Here is a 16827-nt window from a genome sequence, read left to right on the forward strand (position 1 = left end):
GGTTCCTGCGCGGCGTCGGCGAACTGTGCCGCAGGCACGGCATTCCCGTCATCGCCGACGAGATCCAGACGGGCCTGGGCCGCACCGGGCACTGGTTCGAATCCGCCGCGCAGGGTCTGGATGCCGACATCATCACCCTGGCCAAGCCGCTGGGCGGCGGCATGACGGCCGTGGGCGCAACCATCGTCCGCGCGCCCATCTACAAGAAGATGCTGGGGGGCCTGAGCAGCAAACGCCACAGCAACACCTTCGGCGGCGGCGCGCTCGCCATGGCGGTCGGCCTGAAAAGCCTGGAGTACCTGATCGAGAACGACCTCCCGGCCCGCAGCGCCACGCTGGGCGCCGAGGGCTTCGCGCGGCTCCAGGCGGTCCAGAAGCGCTTCCCGAACCTGCTGGAAGCCGTGCGCGGCCAGGGGATGCTGTTTGCGCTGCAGTTCCGGCCCATGGTGGGCGTGCCGCTGCCCGGCGCGCTAAAGGAACTGGTGTTCGAGGCGACCGCCATCCTCGCGCTGCGCGAACTGCACCAGGGGGGCGTCATGGCGAACCTGTCCCTGAGCAGCAAGCGCACCGTGCGCCTGACGCCCGCGCTGGACATGCCGCACGACGTGTTCACCACGATGTTCGACCGGGTGGAGGCCTTCGCGCAGACGCACCCCAGTGCCCGCCACCTGCTGACCAGCACGCCCCCGCAGGTCACCGCGCGCCTCGCGGCGTTCGCGGCCAGCAAACCCAAGAAACGCACCCCCAGCGACGGCTGAACCCGGACCGGCCCTGACCGGGGATAGGCCAGTGTGCCGTCGACGGCGTGCAGGCGCGGGTGTACGCTGAACGCATGATCGACCTGGGGCCACTGGCCTGGATGGTGCACGTCGCGGCGGCCTTCGCCATTGCGTTCTTCGCGCAGTCGGTGTTCAGCCCGAAGGGCCGCGAGGCGCGCGTCGTGATCCGCGCGATGATTCCCGTCGTGATCCTCACCCTGCTGGGGGCCGGGTGGCTGCCGCACCCGGTCGCGGGCATGCTGATCGGGTACTTCGGCTCGCGGGCGTTCGGGTCGTGGGGCTCGGCGCGCGGCGGCCTGATCGCCGCCGTGATCGCGGCGGTCGTCCTGATGCAACTGGGCGCGTCGTGGCTGCTGTTCCCGCTGTTCTTCATGGGGCTGGGCTGGCTCGCGTCGGGCGGCCCGGCGCGGGGACGGCGCCGCGTGCCGAAGGTGAAGGTGGAAATGGCCGGGCTGCCCGCGCAGGCGACGGGTACGCCGTTGCCGGTGGCCGCCCCTGCCGCCGAGGGACCGCTGGCGCCGTTCCTGGCCGACGCGCGGCTGCCCGCCCAGGCACGGGCGCAGCTGGTCGCGTTGAACCTCCGCACGCAGGAGGCGCTGTCGCTGCTCAAGGATCAGGGCCTGGAGGGCACCGAGGGGTTCTTCGTGGCCCGCGCGATCCGCGAGGAGTACGCGCCGGAGGCCGTGCAGGCGTACCTGAAGCTGCCCCGCTCGCTGGCGGACACCGGGGTGATTCAGGATGGCAAGACCGGCGCGGCCCTGCTGTCCGAACAGCTGGAGCTGCTGCTGGACGGTGTGCAGGACATCATCGCGGGGTCGCTGCAGTCGGGTGGACAGGCGCTGCTCACGCACGGGCGATTCCTGCGTGAGCGCTTCGCGAAGGTCGAGCAGGACCTGCGCGTCCCGGTGATGATCCCGGCAGCCGACAAGGTGAAGTGACCCCAGTCTCCGTTACGTGCTGGGCGTAACGCGGTATGCTGGTGGGCGATGTCCGCGCCCGCTGCCCAACCTGCTCTACCTGACGCTGCCACCCTGGCCCCCGCCCTCGACCTCCTGAAACGCGTGTGGGGGTACGACGCCTTCCGGGGCGTGCAGGCGCAGATCGTCTCCACTGTCGCGGGGGCGGCAACGCCATGGTCCTCATGCCGACCGGCGGCGGCAAGAGCCTGTGCTACCAGGTCCCCAGCCTGCTGCGCCCCGGCGTGGGCATCATCGTGTCCCCCCTGATCGCGCTGATGAAGGACCAGGTGGACACCCTGCGCGGCCTGGGCGTGCGCGCCGCGTACCTGAACTCCACCCTGTCCCTGGACGGCGTGCGTGAAGTCGAGGCGGCCCTGCTGAGCGGCGAACTGGACCTGCTGTACGCCGCGCCGGAACGCCTGCTGCTGCCCCGCACCCTGGACCTGCTCGAACGCGCCCCGGTCGCCCTGTTCGCCGTGGACGAGGCGCACTGCGTGTCCCAGTGGGGGCACGATTTCCGTCCCGAGTACCAGGGCCTGAGTGTCCTGCCCGAACGCTTCCCCGACGTGCCGCGCATGGCGCTGACCGCCACCGCCGACGACCGCACCCGCGCCGACATCCTCCGCGTGCTGGACCTGGGGGCCGCGCCGCAGTTCATCTCCTCTTTCGACCGGCCGAATATCGGGTACCGGGTGGGGCAGAAGGACAGCCCCAAGACCCAGCTGCTGGACTTCATCCGCGCCGAGCACGCCGGGGACGCCGGAATCGTGTACTGCCTGTCCCGCAAATCCGTCGAGGAAACAGCGAAATGGCTCCAGGCGCAGGGCGTGGACGCCGTCGCGTACCACGCGGGCCTCCCCCCCCGCGAACGCACCCACGCGCAGGACCGCTTCCTGAACGAGGAGGGACTGGTCGTGGTCGCCACCGTCGCGTTCGGCATGGGCATCGACAAACCCAACGTGCGCTTCGTCGCGCACCTGGACCTCCCCAAGAGCATGGAAGGCTACTACCAGGAGACCGGCCGCGCCGGACGCGACGGGCTGCCCAGCACCGCCTGGATGGTGTACGGCCTCAGCGACGTCGTGAACGTGCGCCGCATGCTCGCCTCCAGCGACGCGCCCGAGGACGTCAAGCGCGTGGAGGCCGGGAAACTCGACGCGCTGCTCACCTACTGCGAGACCGCCGCCTGCCGCCGCGAGGTCCTCCTGGCGTACTTCGGCGAAAGCTACCAGGGACCCTGCGGGAACTGCGACACCTGCCTGAACCCCCCACGGGTGCGCGACATGACCCGCGAGGCGCAGATGGCCCTCTCGGCCGCGATCCGCACCGGGAACCGCTTCGGTGCCGCGCACCTGACCGACGTGCTGCTGGGCCGCGCCACCGAGAAGGTCGTCAGCATGAACCATCACACCCTCCCGACCTTCGGGGTGGGCACGGCGCACGACGAGAAGACGTGGCGGGGCGTGCTGCGCCAGCTGGTCAGCCTGGGCTTCCTGGCCGCCGGGGAACACCACGGCCTGAGCGCCACCGGCAAGGCCCGCACCCTCCTGAAGGGCGAGGCGACCCTGACCCTGCGCGAGGACACCCTGATGCCTCGCGCGCGCCGCGCCGAGAAGCAACCCCGCGCGGGCCGCGCGCCGGTCGCGGACGCCGACCAGCCGCTGTTCGAGGCGCTGCGCGCGTGGCGACTGGACCGCGCCCGCAGCCTGGGCGTCCCCCCGTACGTGGTCTTCACCGACGCCACCCTGAAGGGCGTCACCGACCTGAAACCCACCAGCCACGCCAGCCTGGGCACCGTCAGCGGCGTCGGCCAGCGCAAACTCGCGGACTTCGGGGACGAGGTCGTGCAGATCGTCCGCGATCACCTGGGGGGGCATCCCGACCCGGCCCCCCGCCCCGCCACGCCCCAGGAACGCGGCGCACGCGAGAACGCCGCCGTCCTCGGCGCTCTGCGTGCCCGCCCGACCCCCACCCCGGTCGCCGCGCCCCTGCTGGGCCAGCCCACGCCACACCCGACTCAACCCGACGCCACGCAGCCTGACCCCATGCAGGCCGAACGGGTCGCCGCCGCCCTGCGCGAGGTCCGCCGTACCATCACCCAGGAAACCGGCCTGAGCGCCTTCCTGATCTTCCCGAACGCCGCCCTGGACGCCCTCGCGCAGCGCCAGCCCCGCACGGAAGCCGACCTGCACGGCATCCCCGGCCTGGGACCCAAACGCATCGAAACGTACGGCGAGCGCATCCTGACCACCGTCCGCGACACGCTGGGCGACTGAAGCGGATCAGGTCAAAGCGCACCCCGGTGGAAAGGAGGTTTACCCGCGCGGCCTCGGTCGGACATGGGGTCGAGGGGCGTATGACTGCCTCCCCGACCCCACCGTGAACTGTGCTGCAGAGTGAATCCTGGCGTTCAGCCGAACAGTTGCGCCACCTTCAGCAGCGTCTGCCACACGCCCCAGGCCAGGGGTGCGGCGGGGACCAGCCACGCCAGGAGGATCAGAGGGGTGGCGGGCGGCGTCTGAGCGGAATGGGTCTGGTTCGTCATGTAGGGTCCTCCAGAGGTAAGTGCTGAATGGCGTTTCGCTGTCTCTTCTCCCGCAGATCGCCTCGGGAGAGGAGCGTCGGTCGGCGCGCTTGGCGGCCCCGACTGATGTGCTGGCTGTCAGCCGTGGCCGGGTTGGGGCGTGGCGCTGCGGGTGTCGGCCCAGTACCGCTGGGCGACGGGCCGCACGAGGAGGTTCGCGATGAAACCCACGACGAGCAGCGCGGCCATGATGAACATGGTGGTGCTGTAAGCCTGCGCGGCGGGCACGCCGGACGCGATCTGCCGGTCGCGGAAGCCGTTCACGAGGCTGGGGCCGACGATCGCGGCGGCACTCCAGGCAAGCAGGAGGCGGCCGTGGATCGCGCCGACGTTCGCGGTGCCGAACATGTCGCGCAGGTACGCGGGGATGGTGGCGAATCCGCCGCCGTACATGCTCATGATCACGCAGAAGCCCGCGACGAACAGGATCAGGCTCGCCATGTTCCCGAACATCGGGATCAGGAAGTACAGCACGGCGCCCAGCGCGAAGAAGATCATGTACGTGGGCTTGCGCCCGATACGGTCGCTGGTCGAGGACCAGATGAACCGCCCGGCCATGTTGAAGATGCTCAGCAGGCCCACGAACCCGGCGGCGGCGGCAGCGGTGACGCCGTTTCCGGCTCCCAGCACGCGGTCGCTGAACATCTCCTGGATCATGACGCTGGCCTGCCCGAGCACGCCGATCCCGGCGGTGACGTTCAGGAACAGCACGGCGAACAGCAGCCAGAACTGCGGCGTGCGGAACGCCTGATCCACCAGGACGTTGTGCGTGCTGATCATCCCGCCCGCCGCCTGTGGTTTCGGGGTCCACCCGGTGGGCGTCCAGCCGTCGGCGGGCACGCGGATCAGGAACGCGCCGAACAGCATCATCAGCAGGTACACGGCGCCCATGATCAGGAAGGTGCTGCCGACGCCCAGCGTGCCGTCCCCGGCGAAACGGGCCATCAGGGCGGTGCCCAACGGGCTGCCGATCAGGGCGCCGCCGCCGAAGCCCATGATGGCCATGCCGGTGGCGAGGCCCGGGCGGTCCGGGAACCACTTGATCAGGGTGCTGACCGGACTGATGTACCCCAGGCCCAGGCCGATGCCGCCCAGCACGCCGTTCCCGAAGATCACCAGCGGCAGCGAGTGCAGTTTCACGCCCAGCGCCGCCACGAAGAACCCGCCGCAGAACAGCAGGGCGCTGGCGACCATGGTCTTGCGGGGCCCTTCGCGTTCCACCCACTTGCCGAACAGGGCGCTGCTGGCGCCCAGGAAGAACAGCGCGACGCTGAAGATCAGCCCCACCTGAAAGAGCGTCCAGTCGCCGGGCGCGCCGGTCTCGGCACTGACGTCGCCGCTGAGCAGCCGGGTGAGGGGCTTGTTGAACACGGAATAGCCGTAGATCTGGCCGATGCTCAGGTGCACGGCCAGCGCGGCGGGCGGCACCAGCCAGCGGCTCCAGCCGGGCCCGGCGACGGACTGCGGACGATCCAGAATGCCCATTGCGACCTCCTGTCAAGCGTTCAGTTGTTTGACATGGAGGAGTCTAGGCGCTCGGGTTCTGGCTGGTCTTCACGCGTCTGACGAAGAATCCTCATGTGGCCCGCGACCCAGCCGCCCCGCTCCGGCGTACACGGTCAGGCGTCCCCCACGTGCGAAGCCGCACAGGGTCACGCCGAACGCCGCCGCCGTGTCCACCGCGAGGCTGGTCGCCGCGCCCACCGTCACGACCACCGCCACGCCCGCCGTGACGGCCTTCTGCACGATCTCGAAGCCCGCGCGGCTGCTGACCACCAGCACGGCGTCCGTCAGCGGGAGGCGGCCCTGCGCCTGCGCCCAGCCCACCAGTTTGTCCACGGCGTTGTGCCGCCCCACGTCCTCGAAGGCGGCCAGCCGCGTGCCGTCCGGCGTGAACAGCGCCGCGCCGTGCAGGCCGCCGGTCGCCGCGAAGCCCGGCTGGGCCGCCGCGAGTGCCTCCGGCAGGCCCGAGAGCCACGCCACGTCCAGCGGGCCGCCCGCCCAGGATGGGGGAGAGGCGCGGGTCATCAGGCGTTCCACGCTGCCCGACCCGCACACCCCGCACGCGCTGGACGACACCGCCAGCCGCGCGCCCGCCGCGAGCCGCGCGAACTCCGGCGTGTGCAGGTGCCACACGTTCGGGTTCTCCGCGTCAGGGTGCAGCCTGAGGTCGTCCGGCAGCAGGCCCTCGGCGACCAGCCAGCCCAGCAGCAGCTCGCGGTCGTGACCGGGCGTGCGCATCAGCACCCCCAGCGGCAGCGGACCACCCGGCGTGTGCAGCCGCAGTTCCAGCGGTTCCTCGACCGCCACGGCGTCCACCCGCTCCTCCGGCGCCCCGCCCCGCCACAGTACGACGGGGAGGCCGGTCGTCGCCTCCCCGTCCCGCCTCCCATCTGAATTCAGCGGCCCACCTCGGCCTGATTCGCGGTCTGCGGCACTTCCTCACTGGCCTCGCGCAGCGCCCGCCCCGCGCCCTTGAGCAGCGCGAAGATCGCGCCGAGCGCCACCTGCACGTCCCGGTCCTTCAGCAGCCCCAGCAGTTCACCCAGGCCGATGCCCTTCCCGGCCGCGACGTGCCGCGCGCCCTCGTGCACGCCCACCGTGACCGCGTGGCCCAGCACGCTGACCTCGCCCGGATCGAGTTCCGACAGGGTCTTGCCGAGTTCCGTCACGTTGCGGATCAGGGTGGTGCTGCTCTGCCCACCCAGGATGTGCAGCAGCGACGCCGTGAGGCCCTCACCGCCCCGGACGGTCTTCTGCGCGACGTCCAGCACGCCGTGCTCGTGCAGCTGCCGCAGCAGGTGCAGGCCCGCCAGCAGCGCCTCGGTGGAGTCCCCCACCTCGGCGTGCAGCTGTTCCTGCGGGGTGGGCGTGCGCGGCGTGAATTCGAGTGGTTTCGCCATTCAGGACTCCTCCGTGGGTGTAGAACGCTCAGTCATCGGCGCCCAGCGCGTCCGCGCGTGCGTTCAGGCTGTCGCCGTGCATGGGCAGCAGCCCGCCCGGGAACACGTAGTCGGGCCGCGCCCACTTGCGCTCGACCTCCACCCCATCCTGCGGCGTCGGGTGCCCCCAGCGTGGGTTCGAGGCAGGGAGCGGATTCGGGCCGACGTCGTGCAGGAGTTCCAGGCGCACGCGGGTGTCCTTGTACGCCGGGGTGTTCGTGGTCGCGTCGCCTCCCGAGCCGGTCAGGCGGTTCACGGCGTCCTCGGCCTTGCGGGCGTTCATGGGCACGAACACCTGATTCCCGCTGACCCGCCCGGTCACGAGCACCTGCAGGCGCACCGCGCCGTACTCGCTGACCAGCCGCGCCCACTGCCCGCTCTGGACATTGCGCTCGGCGGCCAGTTCCGGACTGATCTCCACGAACGCGTCCGGTGTCTTCTCGGTGATGCCCGCCACGCGGAAGGTCATGTTCCCCTCGTGGAAGTGCTCCAGCATGCGCCCGCTGTTCAGGTGCAGGTCGAAGGTATCGTCCGGCGTGTGCTGACGGGGCCGGTACTCCCCGGCGTACAGCCGCGCCTTCCCGTCGGGGAAGTTGAAGCGCTCGGTGTAAAGCAGAGGCTGATCGGTGCCGTCCTCTGCCACCGGCCAGCACAGCGTGTCGTAGCCCTCCAGGCGGTCGTAGTTCACCCCCGCGAAGAACGGCGTGAGGCGCGCGATCTCATCCATGATCTGGGCGGGATGCGTGTAGCCCCAGCGGTGGCCCATGCGCTCGGCGACCGCCGTGTAGATCTGCCAATCGGGCTTGGTGCCCTTCAGGGGCGGCATGACCTCGTACAGCCGCTGGATGCGCCGCTCGGTGTTCGTGAAGGTGCCTTCCTTCTCCAGCGACGCCGCTGCCGGAAGGATCACGTCCGCGAACCGCGCCGTGTTCGTGAAGTACAGGTCCTGCACCACCAGGAACTCCAGTGCCTCGAAGCCTTCCTGCAGGTGGTTGGCGTTCGCGTCGGTGAGGCTCATCTCCTCGCCGGTCAGCCACATGGCCTTCAGCTTGCCGTCCAGCGCCGCGTCGATCATCTGCGTGTTGTCCAGGCCGCGTTCGGGCCGCAGGGTGACGCCCCACTCGCGTTCGTGGCGTTGCACGGCGAACGGGTCGTCCACCTTCTGGTAGCCGCTGACCGCGTCCGGCTGCGCCCCCATGTCCGATGCGCCCTGCACGTTGTTGTGCCCCCGCAGCGGGTACGCGCCGGTCCCGAGCCGCCCGTAGTTCCCGGTGATCAGCAGCAGGTTGCTGATCGCGGCGCTCGTGTCGGTCCCGCCGCACTGCTGCGTGACACCCATCGCCCACAGGATGCACACCCGATCCTCGCTGGCGATGCGCCGCGCCAGCGCCTCCAGCGTCGCGGCGCTCAGGCCGGTCTCTCGCTCGGCACGTTCCAGGGTGTACTCCTCGATGGACGCGCGGAACTCGTCCAGGCCATTCACGCGCTCGCGCAGGAAGTCTTTGTCCTCCAGGCCGTGGTCGAGGATGAACTTGCTGACCGCCGCCAGCCACACGAAGTCCGTGCCGGGGTTCGGGCGGTGGAACTCGTCGGCCCGGCGCGCCAGTTCATGCTCGCGGATGTCGAACACGATCACGCGCGTGCGGCCCAGCTTCTGCGACCGCTTCACGCGCGTCGCGAGGACCGGGTGGCTCTCGGCGGTGTTGCTGCCCACCGTGATCACCAGACTGGCATTCTCGATATCCTTGATGGTCCCGCTGTCCCCACCGATCCCCACCGTCAGGGACAGGCCCTTGCTGGCGGGCGACTGGCAGTACCGCGAGCAGTTGTCCACGTTGTTCGTGCCGATCACCTGACGCGCGAACTTCTGCACCAGGAACGCTTCCTCGTTGCTGGCCTTGCTGCTCGCCACGAACGCCAGCGCGTCCGGCCCGTTCGCGTCGCGGATCTCCGTGAAGCGCCGCGAGACCAGGTCCAGCGCCTCGTCCCACGTCGCCTCGCGGAAACGGTCCCCGTCGCGTATCAGGGGGCTGGTCAGGCGGTCCGTGCTGTTCACGTAATCCCAGCCGAACTTGCCCTTCACGCAGGTGCTGATGCCGTTCGCGTGCCCGTGCGCGGGCTCGACCTTCAGGATGTGCCGCTCGTCCGTCCAGACGTCGAAGGAGCAGCCCACCCCGCAGTACGTGCAGACCGTCTTCGTCTTCTTGATGTAGCGGTCGCGGGCGGCCGATTCGATCTCGGACACGTTCATGATCGGCTTCAGGCCCGCGCTGGCCTCCACGCCCTTCACCACGTCAATGGCGGCGTTCCACACCGGCAGCGGAATCCCCGTGAACAGCCCCGCCTCGCCCAGCATGGATTTCTCCTGCAGCGCGTTGCAGGGGCATACGGTGACGCAGTGCCCGCAGCTGACGCAGCTGCTCTCACCGATGGGCTTGCCGCCGTCCCACAGCACGCGCGGCTGCTCCATCTCCCAGCCGATCGTCAGCGTCTCGTTCACCTGCACGTTCTGGCAGGCCTCCACGCAGCGGCCGCACAGGATGCACTGATCCGGGTCGTAGCGGTAGAAGGGATTGCTCATGTCCTTCTCATACCCTTTCGGCTGGAACGGTCGGGTCTGATGGTCGATGCCCAGCACGCCCAGCGTGTTGTGGACCGTGCAGTTCCCGTTGTTGTTGTCGCACACCGTGCAGTACAGGTCGTGATTCGCCACCAGCCGGTCGTACGCGTCCCGCTGCGCCGCACGCGCCGCGTTCGTCTGCGTGCGCACCACCATGCCCGCGCGCACCGGCGTTCCACACGCGCGGCCCACCACGCCGTCGATCTCCACCGCGCAGGTATCGCACGTCTGGATCGGGCCCAACTGCTCGTGGTAACACACCTGCGCCAGCGGCACCTGCGCGCGGTTGATGACGTCCACCAGCGGCTCACCCAGCCACGCGTCCCGCGCCACGCCGTCCACCGTCACCTGCACCTGCGCCCCCCGCCCCGCGCGGGTCGGACCCACCGTGGACCGGATCACGTCGCTGCTGAAGTCGTTCTGCCCCATATGGCCTCCCTCGGATTCACCCGCGAGTATAGGCCCGCCCCCCGCGCCCACACGTCATCCGGCCTGCATGAAGAATTCATGCGGAACTCAAGAACCGGGGTGTCCCTACAGGACCAGCACGCCGTGATGCTTGGCCTTCTCCTGCGGCTCGACGTGAATGTTGATCGAGCAGTCCGGGGTCGTCTCGCGGATGGCGTCCTCCAACCGGTCGCAGATCGCATGCGCCTCCGTGACCGTCATGTCACCCGGCACCACCATGTGAAACTCGATGAACGTCAGGCTGCCCGCGTGCCGGGTGCGCAGGTCGTGCATCTCCAGCGCGCCCGCTCCCGCCTCGCTCATGGCCGCGCGGATACGGCGTTCGGACTCCGGATCGACCGCGGCGTCCATCAGGCCGCCCACGCTGTCACGCACGAGCAGCCACCCGCTCCAGAGGATGTTCAGCGCCACCAGCACCGCCAGCAGCGGGTCCAGCCAGTACAGTCCGGTCAGGCGCGCGGCCAGCACCCCGACCAGCACGCCCACGCTGGTCACCACGTCGCTCATGACGTGCCGCCCGTCGGCCAGCAGCGCCGGGGAGCGCAGCGCCCGCCCGTGCCGCAGCAGCACCGACGCCCACAGGGCGTTCAGGGCGCTGGCCCCCAGGTTCACGCCCAGGCCGACCAGCCCGGTGCCGCCCTCGGGAGCCACCGGATTCATCAGGACCGGCAGCGCCTCGCGCACGATCGCGGCGGCGGCCAGCACGATCAGCACGCCCTCGGCGACTGCGCTGAAGTACTCCGCTTTCGTGTGCCCGTACGGGTGGTTGGCGTCCGCCGGGCGGGCCGCAACCCGCAGCGCCGCAAACGCCGCGACGGCCGCCGCGACGTTGATGATGCTCTCGAGCGCGTCCGAATACAGCGCCACGCTGTCCGTGAGCAGGTACGCCAGGAACTTCAGGCCCAGGACCACCACGGCCACGAGAATGCTGCCCAGCGCCAGTCTGGACGCACGCTGGGAGGACTGCTGGGAGGCGGAGGGGACCGTCACCGCCGGAGCGTAGCAGGGTTAGGTGCGCCGAACACCGTGCCCCGCGCAGGGACAGCAGTCCACCCCGCCATTCTGTCCAGTGCAGAACGGCGCCTGATACAATCGTTCGGTGACCGCGCCCGACCTCCTCGCCCAGCTCAACCCCACCCAGGCCCAGGCCGCCGACCACTACACCGGCCCGGCCCTGGTCATCGCGGGCGCCGGCAGCGGCAAGACCCGCACCCTCATCTACCGCATCGCCCACCTGATTGGGCACTACGGCGTGAACCCCGGCGAGATCCTCGCCGTGACCTTCACCAACAAGGCCGCCGCCGAGATGCGCGAACGCGCCAGTCACCTCATCGACGGCGCGGACAAACTCTGGATGAGCACCTTCCACTCCGCCGGGGTGCGCATCCTGCGCGCCTACGGAGAACACATAGGACTCAGGCGCGGCTTCGTCATCTACGACGACGACGACCAGCTCGACATCCTCAAGGAAGTCATGGGCAGTGTGCCCGGCATCGGCCCCGACACCAACCCCCGCGTGCTGCGCGGCATCCTCGACCGAGCCAAGAGCAACCTCCTGACCCCCGAAGACCTCTCCCGCAGCGGCGAACCGTACATCAGCGGCGTCCCCCGCGAGGCCGCCGCCGAGGTGTACCGCCGCTACGAGGGGCGCAAGAAAGGCCAGAACGCCATCGACTTCGGCGACCTCATCACCGAGACCGTCCGCCTCTTCCAGGAGGTGCCTGCCGTCCTGAACGCCGTGCAGAACCGCGCAAAATTCATCCACGTCGACGAATACCAGGACACCAACAAGGCCCAGTACGAACTGACCCGCCTGCTCGCCAGCCGCGACCGCAACCTCCTCGTCGTCGGGGATCCAGACCAGTCGATCTATAAATTTAGAGGCGCGGACATCCAGAACATCCTCGACTTCCAGAAGGACTACCGTGACGCGAAGGTGTACCTGCTGGAACACAACTACCGCTCCAGCGCCCGCGTGCTGACCATCGCCAATAAGCTGATCGAGAACAACGCGGAACGGCTCGACAAGACCCTGAAAGCCGTCAAGGAGGACGGGCATCCGGTCGTGTTCCACCGCGCGACCGACCACCGCGCGGAGGGGGATTTCGTCGCGGAGTGGATCACGCGCCTGCACAGCCTGGAGGGCCGGAAGTTCAGCGAGATGGCGATCCTGTACCGCACGAACGCCCAGTCGCGCGTGCTGGAGGAATCGCTGCGGCGCGTGCAGATCCCCGCGAAGATCGTGGGCGGCGTGGGCTTCTACGACCGCCGCGAGATCAGGGACATCCTCGCGTACGCCCGGCTGGCCATCAACCCCAGTGACGACGTGGCGCTCCGCCGGATCATCGGGCGGCCCAAGCGCGGCATCGGCGACACGGCGATGATCAAGCTGATGGACTGGGCCCGTGCGAACGGCACGAGCGTCCTGACCGCCTGCGCGAACGCCGAGCAGGCCCGCATCCTCGACCGCGGCGCGGCCCGCCCCGTGGAGTTCGCCGCGCTGATGGAGGCCATGGCGGACGCCGCCGAGAACTACGAACCCGCGCCGTTCCTGCGCTTCGTGATCGAGACGAGCGGGTACCTCGACCTGCTGCGCCAGGAGGGGCAGGAGGGACAGGTGCGCATGGAGAACCTGGACGAACTCATCAACGCCGCGCAGGAATGGGCGCAGGAACACGACGGCACCATCGCCGACTTCCTGGATGACGCGGCGCTGCTGTCCAGCGTGGACGACATGCGCACCAAGACCGAGAACAAGGGTGCCCCGGAGGACGCCGTCACGCTGATGACCATGCACAACGCCAAGGGCCTGGAATTCCCCGTGGTGTTCATCGTCGGCACGGAGGAGGGCCTGCTGCCCAGCAAGGGCGCGCTGGTCGAGGCGGGCGGCATCGAGGAGGAACGCCGCCTGTTCTACGTGGGCATCACCCGCGCCATGGAACGCCTGTTCCTGACCGCCGCGCAGAACCGCATGCAGTTCGGCAAGACGAACGCCGCCGAGGACAGCCGCTTCCTGGAGGAGATCGAGGGGCACTTCGACACCATCGACCCGTACGGGCAGGTCATCGAGTACCGCGCCAAGACCTGGAAACAGTACCGCCCCACCGTGCCTGCCCCCAGCGCCGTGAAGAACACCAGCCCCATGACTGCCGGGATGGCCTTCCGGGGCGGCGAGAAGGTCAGGCATCCCAAGTTCGGCGAGGGACAGGTGCTGGCCGTCGCGGGCGTCGGCGACCGGCAGGAGGTCACCGTGCACTTCCCCTCGGCGGGCACCAAGAAGCTCCTCGTGAAGTTCGCGAACCTCAGCCCCGCCTGAAGAGCCACCGCAACTCCCAAGAATTGCGAAGAGGCGCACACCTCTGCTCACCTGTCACCATAGGCACGTGAATTCACCAGAGTCCTTCCCCCCACCCGGCTCTCCGGCCCCGTGGCGCTCCACCGGGACCATTCAGGAGTTCCTGCGGACCCTGTGGCAGTACGCGGCGTTCCGCCTGATCGTGTTCATTGCCGTCGGGGTGCTGGCCCTGCAGTTCGGCGGGTGGCTGCTGGGCCACCTCGCCAGCGTGGTCGTCACGGCGCTCGGCGCGTACGCCCTGGCATTCCTCGTGAATCCGATCCTGTCCTGGCTGGAACGCCACCGGGTGGGCCGCGCCGTCGGGGTGCTGCTGCTGATCGTCGTGCTGGCCGGGGCGCTGACCCTGCTGGGCTTCCTGGTCAGTTCGCAGCTGCGCGGCCTGATCGACGGCCTGCCGAACCTGTCCCAGAACCTCAAGGGTCTCGTGAACTCCCTGCTGGACCGCCTGGACGCCATTCCGGGCACCGGTGGCCTGAAAGCCAGCATCATGACCTACATCGACAAGCAGACCTCCAACCTCACGGAGAACACCGGTCCGCTGCTGGAACGGCTCGTGAACAGCGGCCCCGACGTGCTCGACACCCTGTCCGGACTGGTCGGCTGGCTGGGGCAACTGGGCCTGCTCCTGACCCTCGCCATGTACTTCATGTTCGAGTACAACACCTTCGGTGCGGGCCTGCTGAAACTCTTCCCGCGCACCTGGCAACCCACCGTCCTGCAACTCGCCGAGGACGTCAGCGACAGCTTCGGCATGTACCTGCGCGGGACCGTGATCACGGCGCTCGCCTGCGCGCTGCTCGCCACGACCGGCCTGCTGATCCTGAAAGTCCCGAACGCGCTGGCGCTGGGCATCCTGAGTGCCTTCGTGAACCTCATCCCCTACGTGGGCATCGTCGTGGCGTCCATCCCGCCCATGCTGCTCGCGCTGCCGCAGGGCACCACGACCGTGCTGGAGGTCGGCGCGCTGTACTTCATCATCAACCAGCTGCTCGGGAACGTCATCGGCCCGATGGTCATGGGCCGCAGCACCAGCATCGGCCCGGCCAGCATCCTGATCGCCATCCTGGTGGGTCTGACCCTGGCAGGCGCCATGGGCGCGATCCTCGCCATTCCCTGCGCGGTTCTGCTCAAGCGCTGGACCAGCCGCTACTGGCTACGCAGCCCCCTGTACCGCGGCGTGCGGGGCGCCGCCGCTCCCGCCCGAGAGGACCTGCCCACCGAACGGTAAAGAACAGGAAGGAGGCGCACCCAGGTTCAGGGGTGCGCCTCCTTCCTTGGCTGCTCAGCGGCTGGCGATTTTCAGGCGGCGTTCCAGCTGATCGGTGAAGAACGTCATCACAGTCGTCAGCGCCAGGTACACGCCCGCCACGGTCGTCAGGACCGGGATGGGCAGGAAGCTCTCGGACGACACGCGCTGTCCGGCCAGCGTCAGTTCCAGCAGCGCGATGCTCGATGCCAGCGAGGAATCCTTGAGCAGCGCCACGAGGTTGTTCACCAGGGGTGGCACCACGATCCGCAGCGCCTGCGGCAGGATCACGGTGGTCATGGTCTGCGCGCCGCTCAGGCCCAGGCTGCGGGCCGCCTCGGTCTGCCCGCGCGGCACGGCCAGAATCCCGGCGCGGATGACTTCCGCGTTGTACGCCCCGACGTTCAGGGCCAGCGCGATCACGGCCGACCAGAACTCGTTCAGCTGCACGTCGATCCCGATGCCCTTCAGGATGGGCGGCAGGGCGTTGTACACGAACAGGATCTGCACGAGCAGCGGCGTGCCGCGCACCAGCCAGATGAACAGGCTGGCGGGCGCCCGCACGATCCACAGCGCACTGGTCTTCTGGATGCCCGCCACGGTCCCCACGATCAGGCCGATCACGCCCGCCACGACCGTCAGTTGCAGGGTCATGCGGGCGCCGTCCACGAACAGGTCCGCGCGCGGCCCGATCGGGTCGGGCATCTGACGCAGGATCAGCGTGATGACCCAGAACAGGGCCAGGAAGGCGACCGCCGCCCCGCCCAGCCACAGCAGCAGCGCGCCCAGGCCCAGCGGCTGACTGGCGCGGGGCGCAGGAGTTTTGGCGGTCATGCCTGTCTCCGGGACAGACGGACAGGCGCGGAAAGAGAACCGTGTTGCATTTGCAGGATTGTGCCACACTCCGCGCGGCGCGACCCGACCCTGACTGGGGTGACCCTTATCATCCGGCCCAGCGGGACGCGCCCCGCACCGGTCAGGGTGACGGGGCGCGCTTCACGAGGAGGTTACTTGCAGCGGACGTCGGTGCCGAAGTACTTGCTGCTCAGCTTGGCGTAGGTGCCGTCGCTCAGGGCCCGGGCCAGCGCGGCGTTCAGTTCCTTCAGCAGACCGCTGTTGCCCTTCTTCACGGCCATGCCGATGCTCTCCTTGAACAGCAGGTCGCCCTGCACGACCTTGCCCTTCTGCGCCTTCACGAGGTCCAGACCCGTGAACTTGTCGCCCACCCAGGCGTCCACCCGGCCCGCCATCAGGGCGGCCTGCGCGTCGGTGTCCTTGGGGAAGGTCTTGACGTCCTTGATGCCGGGCACCTTGCGGGCGTTCTCCAGGTACGTCGTGCCGACCTGCACGGCGACCGTCTTGCCTTTCAGCGCAGCGGCGGTCATGGGGCCGCCGGGTTTCGTGACGATGGCGCCGCCGGTGCAGTAGTGCGGGTTCGTGAAGTCCACGGCCTTCTGCCGTTCGGGCGTGATGCCGTGGCTGGCGATCACGAAGTCGTAGCGGTTCTGCCCCAGGCCGATCAGCAGGTTGTCGAAAGGCTGCGTGACCCACTGCACCTTCAGGCCCAGCTGCTTGGCCAGGGCGTTGGCGAGTTCGACCTCGAAGCCGGTCAGTTCCTTGCCCTTCAGGATGTTGAAGGGCGGGAAGGCGCCCTCGGTGGCGATCTTGATGGTGCCGGACTGTTTGATCTCGGCCCAGGTGCGGGCCTGCGCGGTCGTGAGCAGGGTCAGGGCGGCGAGGGTCAGAGCAACTTTCTTCATGCGGACTCCTTGAAAGAGGCGGAACCAGGAACCGACCGGCGGCAGACGCAGGAGAAGATGACCGGCTGGAGACTGGTCCTGTGATGGGTGCTGCGATTCTACCGCACGGGCGCG

General features: G+C 69.2%; 12 protein-coding genes and 1 pseudogene. 5 read left to right on the forward strand and 8 right to left on the reverse strand.

Annotation, left to right across the window (positions count from 1 at the left end; genetic code table 11):
• The 3 genes and pseudogenes from EXW95_RS02850 to recQ form a co-directional block, all read left to right on the forward strand.
• A partial coding sequence (locus EXW95_RS02850) for an aminotransferase class III-fold pyridoxal phosphate-dependent enzyme (RefSeq protein WP_174366176.1) occupies positions 1-758 on the forward strand: 758 nt, incomplete at its 5' end.
• Between the two features lie 74 nt (positions 759-832).
• Positions 833-1717 carry a hypothetical protein gene (locus EXW95_RS02855; RefSeq protein ID WP_174366177.1) on the forward strand — a complete coding sequence of 295 codons (885 nt, stop codon included), beginning with the start codon at positions 833-835 and terminating at the stop codon, positions 1715-1717.
• 48 nt (positions 1718-1765) lie between these two features.
• A pseudogene (gene recQ / locus EXW95_RS02860) lies at positions 1766-4014 on the forward strand (DNA helicase RecQ).
• A 134-nt stretch (positions 4015-4148) separates the two neighbouring features.
• Here the strand turns inward: recQ and EXW95_RS20955 are convergent.
• From EXW95_RS20955 to EXW95_RS02885, 6 genes are all read right to left on the reverse strand, one after another.
• Positions 4149-4283, reverse strand: a complete 135-nt coding sequence (locus tag EXW95_RS20955; RefSeq protein WP_256434999.1) for a hypothetical protein — start codon at positions 4281-4283, stop codon at positions 4149-4151.
• A 117-nt stretch (positions 4284-4400) separates the two neighbouring features.
• Positions 4401-5807, reverse strand: coding sequence for an OFA family MFS transporter (locus EXW95_RS02865; RefSeq protein WP_174366178.1), 1407 nt, complete (start codon positions 5805-5807; stop codon positions 4401-4403).
• Between the two features lie 69 nt (positions 5808-5876).
• The gene (locus EXW95_RS02870; protein ID WP_371809874.1) at positions 5877-6641 is read right to left on the reverse strand and encodes a formate dehydrogenase accessory sulfurtransferase FdhD; all 765 of its coding nucleotides are present in this window, start codon (positions 6639-6641) and stop codon (positions 5877-5879) included.
• An 80-nt stretch (positions 6642-6721) separates the two neighbouring features.
• Positions 6722-7225, reverse strand: a complete 504-nt coding sequence (locus EXW95_RS02875) for a DUF1641 domain-containing protein (RefSeq protein ID WP_174366179.1) — start codon at positions 7223-7225, stop codon at positions 6722-6724.
• A gap of 28 nt (positions 7226-7253) precedes the next feature.
• The gene (fdhF, locus tag EXW95_RS02880; RefSeq protein WP_174366180.1) at positions 7254-10313 is read right to left on the reverse strand and encodes a formate dehydrogenase subunit alpha; all 3060 of its coding nucleotides are present in this window, start codon (positions 10311-10313) and stop codon (positions 7254-7256) included.
• Positions 10314-10418: 105 nt separating this feature from the next.
• The gene (locus EXW95_RS02885; RefSeq protein WP_174366181.1) at positions 10419-11342 is read right to left on the reverse strand and encodes a cation diffusion facilitator family transporter; all 924 of its coding nucleotides are present in this window, start codon (positions 11340-11342) and stop codon (positions 10419-10421) included.
• 109 nt (positions 11343-11451) lie between these two features.
• Between EXW95_RS02885 and EXW95_RS02890 the strand changes: the two genes are divergently transcribed.
• Both EXW95_RS02890 and EXW95_RS02895 read left to right on the forward strand, forming a co-directional pair.
• Positions 11452-13668: an ATP-dependent helicase gene (locus tag EXW95_RS02890; RefSeq protein ID WP_174366182.1), complete on the forward strand. Its 2217-nt coding sequence runs from the start codon at positions 11452-11454 to the stop codon at positions 13666-13668.
• A gap of 67 nt (positions 13669-13735) precedes the next feature.
• Positions 13736-14935, forward strand: a complete 1200-nt coding sequence (locus tag EXW95_RS02895; protein ID WP_174366183.1) for an AI-2E family transporter — start codon at positions 13736-13738, stop codon at positions 14933-14935.
• A gap of 54 nt (positions 14936-14989) precedes the next feature.
• Here EXW95_RS02895 and EXW95_RS02900 read toward each other — a convergent pair whose 3' ends face one another.
• The gene (locus EXW95_RS02900; RefSeq protein WP_174366184.1) at positions 14990-15787 is read right to left on the reverse strand and encodes an amino acid ABC transporter permease; all 798 of its coding nucleotides are present in this window, start codon (positions 15785-15787) and stop codon (positions 14990-14992) included.
• 173 nt (positions 15788-15960) lie between these two features.
• Complete coding sequence (locus EXW95_RS02905) at positions 15961-16713, reverse strand: ABC transporter substrate-binding protein (RefSeq protein WP_174366185.1); 753 nt, start codon at positions 16711-16713, stop codon at positions 15961-15963.
• Between the last annotated feature and the right edge of the window lie 114 nt (positions 16714-16827).

It is taken from the genome of Deinococcus sp. JMULE3, assembly GCF_013337115.1.
GTDB lineage: Bacteria > Deinococcota > Deinococci > Deinococcales > Deinococcaceae > Deinococcus.